Below are 5,216 nucleotides of genomic sequence, written 5' to 3'. Positions count from 1 at the left end.
GTTTTCTGGGTGCCATTTACATCGGCGGTCATAGATATGCCGGAACCAATGGGGGCAATAGAAATTGTAAATGTTTTACCACTGGTGATGGCGGCATAATATGGCCATTCCGTGATGGCTGTTGTCTTCACCTCTGCCGTGCTACTACTGGTATTGGTAGCGGTGATGCTGACTGTACCAGGGTCGGTACCACCTTTCTTTACCACTATTGCGAAATTCTTACCTGAAGGGAAGCAGTAACCATTTGTATTCGCATAGGATGGTCCGTTTGCAGTAGCATATGCATTGGCCAGTGAATCAACATATTCCTGTGATAGGGTAGACGTATACTTGCCGGCTGCCACGGTATAGGTAACGTAAGATCCTGTAGAGTCTTTGGTACAGCTGGTTTTCTGGAATGACTTACTTACAGCAGCACTGCTATATGTAGTTGTGCCGGAGGAAGAAAAGACAATGGTCAGTGTAGGTGCCAGTGACCATGATTTGCTGTAGCCCGGACTGATCGCCTTTTCTGTACCGTTCACGGTGGCATACAGATAATTCTGGGCTGTAATGGTTATAGTATAGGTGGCATCACTGGCGATGATGGAGCACACTGCCAGCTGTGCATCTGTCGGGTCGACAAAGGTCTGTTGGTATACGGTGGATCCGGTAGAGGTATTGGTAATGGCCACATTAAAGGTACCTAAATTGCTGCTACCGGATTTCTTACTGAAGAGGAGGTTACAGGTTTGACATTCACCATTGGTATTTGCATAAGATTGTGCATTGGCTTTTGTATATCTCAGCGCTGCAGCATTGGCTGAATCCTTGCTGATAAGGGACGAGTCGTGCCGCGCTGCTACGGTGTAGGTGACGGTTGTACCTATATAACCTGTAGAACATTCGCGGGTAGCGCTTACAGATTGTGCATCACTGTAATAATAACAAAGACCGTTTCTGTTAGCATATACCTGTCCGCTATCGGATACTTCCTGTTTTGCCAATGCATTGGCAGCTGAGAGGCTGACTGAAGAGGTGTATTTACCGGCTGCAACGGTGTAGGTAACCGCTGTTCCTTCTGCATTGGCAGCTGTACATGCCCGGGTATAGGTACCACTTTGTGCCTCATTGCTCCACGTACACGTACTGTTGGCATAGCGTTGCCCCAGTGAGTCAAGACGTGATTTTGCTTTTGTATTCGCATCGTCCTGGCTGATGGTGGATGTATCTGCACCTTCTGAAAGGGTATAGGTGACTGTTGTACCTACGCCATTATCGGTGCATGTTGCAGTAAAAGTGTCTGTCATTTGCTGACTCAGGAAATAACTACAGTCTCCCATCAGGTCTGCATACGCCTGTCCGTTTGACTGAATATCGGCGAGTGCTTTTGCATTGGCATCACTCACACTTACGCTTGAGCTATATTTACCAGCATCGACCGCATAAGTAATGGAGGTAGTGGTTCCACTCAGTGTACAGGTTTTGCTGAAAGTTTGACTTTGATAATCGTTGTAATAGATAGTGCCTTCACACCTGTTTATATCGCCGGCATAGTTGTAGCAATACATTTTCAGGATGTTCTTATCCTTATTCCTGATTAGTTTCAGGCGGTTTAAGCCGTCGAATTCATAGTACAGGGTATGATTTCCTTCATCTGATTTACTGCTCATACCTACCAGTGGTAAATAAGAATAGTGGCTCATTTGTGATGCTGCGGGTCGTAGTGCCACTTCATCAAACCATACTTTACCACTACCCTGGTTATCGAGGCGAAGGCTGATGTAGGCGACGCCGGCAGGGATGCTATATTCTTTTTCGAGATATACCCATTGCCCGGTCGTGGATGTAGATACATTATCTATATAGGTATAGCTGCCTGTTTCGCTGCTGGTCTTCATGAGTAAACTGATGGCTGCCCCCGGACCATTACTGTATACCCAACCGGAATAGCGGAAGGAGGTAGCGGTTGTCAATGCGACATTGCACCAGGAAGCATTGGTATAGGTACTACTTCCTGTAGTCAGACCTGCATAGGTGCCGGTATGAGATAGGGTCGCATCGCGGGTGATACCTGTCCAGCTGTCAGCATCTTCAAATCCATCGTACATGACCTGGTTTATAGCAGCACCTGCTGTTTGTGATACAGGGTAGGTGCCATTGGCAGACCAGGTAAATGCAGAAGTGAGACCATTGCCGTCTCTAAGCTGGCAGATGTTGCCATATTTACCATAGCTCTGATAGGCCGTCGTGATGGCAGGCAAGCTGTTATCATTACCGAATTGCCAGTTGCTGTCAATTTTTGGTGCGATCAGGCTGTCATTAGCACTCCAGCTGTCGCTATAAATGGTATGTTTATAACTTAATAAGGTACTGTTGGTATAGTTGCCCTGCCAGTAGGGTTGACGAAGCATGTTTTTAGTCACCATGTGGTCCAGCACACCAGCATTTACATCTGTACTGCTATGTTCACCGGGGTAGCGCATTTCTGTGACCAGGGTATCATTTTTACTATTGAGTTTTGTGATTTTTTGAGGATAGTTTTTATCATTATAGGTGTAGTTGACCGTATTAGTGAATACAGTACCATTATCATCGTAGTTATTATCTGTAACAGCAGCCAGATGCCGCCCACCGCTTTTTACCATGTAGACAAATGAACTGTAGTCAGTATAAGAGTCTACACAATGCTCAGAGGTAGCGTATTCTATGGTCGGGTACACCATGAGGGCAGAGTCCTGACTAAAGTTGAATAGCTCCCAGGTATTGACTGATTCTTTTATAAGTGAAAAGGAGCTGTCAGTGCTGTTGAATTTATAATACGAAGTCTTTATTGGCAATTCATCTGAAAGCCCGTTATCAATTCTTTCCTTTCCTCCAAGGGCAGATTGGTTACCAATGGTGACAAAGTCATTGGGTATATTGTAAGTAAACATTGTTTTACCATTGGGGCGGGTATTGCTGTATTCATACTTTGTAACATAAGGGTACAATACATTCGCTCCCTGGAAGGTGATAGTAGGATAGGTAGATTGGGCGATATAAGTATATTTGTTACCATCTTCCGTTTTACAACCAGTAGAAGATACCGCGACATATCTCCTGGTACCGGTAGTGTAATAGATATTAGTCATCATATCGTCCGCTGAAGTAGGCATGTAACCAATACCAGATTCATTTTCCCCATACTTATACACATCTTTCTTCTGCAGGGTATTGTCAAGATTATAACTACTGATTGTTTCTACACGGATTCCACCACCATATTTGTATTTTGTACTATTGTCCGGAACGGCGATGGAAATGCTTGCAGTCACCGTAGTAGTGGGTAGATCATTGATCCCCACGTATAACTGGTATGTATGACTGGTATCGCAGGTGTAAGTGGCCGTGAGCGTATGAGCTGTCCCGTTTGTACCTGCATTGAGATAGGTATCAGAATTCCAGCTGGCTACTATTTTGGCAGTGGTAAGGTCTCTCAGCTGTACCTCCTGTGCATAACTCAGCGGTGGATTGGCAGAAGATGCTGAAAAATCTATTGAGATATCCAGCTCGTAATAATCCTGGTTATTGTTAGGAGGTCTGACCTGGAATGTCGTTGTGGCACTATCCCAGCCATAAGTGACGCCTACCTTTGCAGGACCGGCCAGTGTGATGGAAGCTATCGTAGAGTCTTTATTATCAGGCGTTCTCTCATATTTATTCATGGCATAATCGTAAGTGGTATACCCTCCGGTTGGATAGGTTACCTTATTCAGGATTCCTGCCATAATATATGTTTCAGAAGCAGACCTGTCTGCAGTGCCTAACTTCCCATACTTTTGAATTTCTGTCTGAGACGGGAGTTGTTTGGGCATGAGGGTGTATTGTGTTACACCATTGTAGAACCCCCACCAATCCTGTGAACAGGATAAGGTATTGGGTAAGGTTGTGCTGTTGTAATTGAAGGTATACTTTTCTGGTTGTTCTCCATTCAGATCCTCGTTGGAAAATGAAAGGAGTTTGAGCCGGTAATCTGTAAAGCTGGGATATGAATTACCCGTGTAAAAGTAACTATAGTTAAATGAAACCTTTTTAACACGGTTGTAAGTGCCATTATCATTGCTATATACGACAATGCTGTCCAGCGCATTGCCTGCATAGTCGGCCCTGACGGTATTGGCATAGAACTTCACTTTCCCCTGACGGAAAATGATTTCACTGATTTTAGGTACGTTATTATAAGAGTAAGAGATGGTTTTGACAACTTCATCTGCTACATAGGAGGCCGCATCATCTGTACCTGATACGTTCTTGCGATATACCTTATTAAAGGTTAGTACGTCATCGGCAGCTTTATCCCCGTTACCAGTGACGGTTGCATAGTTAAATAGTACGCTGTCTGCACCATCATTGGATATGATTTTAGTCAGGTTCCAGCCGATGACGTGTGTTTGCAGACCTGAATTATCAGTAGTCGTGTTGAATTTTTGTGTAAAGAAATAGCGGCTACCATCGTCGTCTGTGATTACATAGTTATTATCACTGGTATGTGTAATGCTGACAGGTTGATAGGGGGCGGTGACAAAATTCTTCTGGTCCCTGGAATATAGAAACCGCCCGGATTTACCAGTGAAATTATAATTGAAAAAATCTGGTTGCAGGTCAGGCCTGCTTTCGTAATAGTTTTTTCGTCCATCATAAGTCACCACACTACCAAAGCTGTTAATAGGTGTGCTTTGATTAAACCAACCATAGGTTTCTGTCTCATCTTCATCTCCCCTGATCTGGCGCGCGATAGAGCCGCCTGCCATAAGTGACCATCCAAGACCTACCCATGTTGCTTTTTGGCCGACCTTTATGCCGGATGCATGGTAACTGAGTGAAATTGGGACCTTGATCCAGCCTGTATTGATTTCATAAAGCGGGTAAGAAATCTGGGGGACGCCGGTCATCATGCTGACCGGGGTGCTATTGTACTTAAAGAGTTCTGCCTGTTCTGCGGGTAGTGGTATAATGGACGGGGATTGTCCCTTTCCCCAATGACAAATACTTAATAACATCCACAGAAATAAAATCGTCTTAGTACGGGTGCGGGTTGTGATATACATAATTGAATACAAAAAATGGCAAAGGGATTACACACCTAATAATAAGGTACAGGTAATGGTTTTGATTCGAACTACAATGCAGTGGAGAAATGGTATGAATTACCTAAATTTAATCAAGCTGTTTTCTAATAAATGTAGAAAAATATG

1 protein-coding gene is annotated in these 5,216 nt (G+C 44.2%); it reads right to left on the bottom strand.

Annotated features, from left to right (window positions below; translation table 11 throughout):
• A partial coding sequence (locus BW716_RS34220) for a DUF5977 domain-containing protein (protein ID WP_179091404.1) occupies nt 1-5,069 on the bottom strand: 5,069 nt, incomplete at its 3' end.
• Between the last annotated feature and the right edge of the window lie 147 nt (nt 5,070-5,216).

The sequence above is a fragment of the [Flexibacter] sp. ATCC 35208 genome (assembly GCF_001975825.1).
Lineage (GTDB): Bacteria > Bacteroidota > Bacteroidia > Chitinophagales > Chitinophagaceae > Chitinophaga.
The sequence above is the reverse complement of the archived record's forward strand: the minus strand, read 5'-3'. Positions and strand labels throughout refer to the sequence as shown.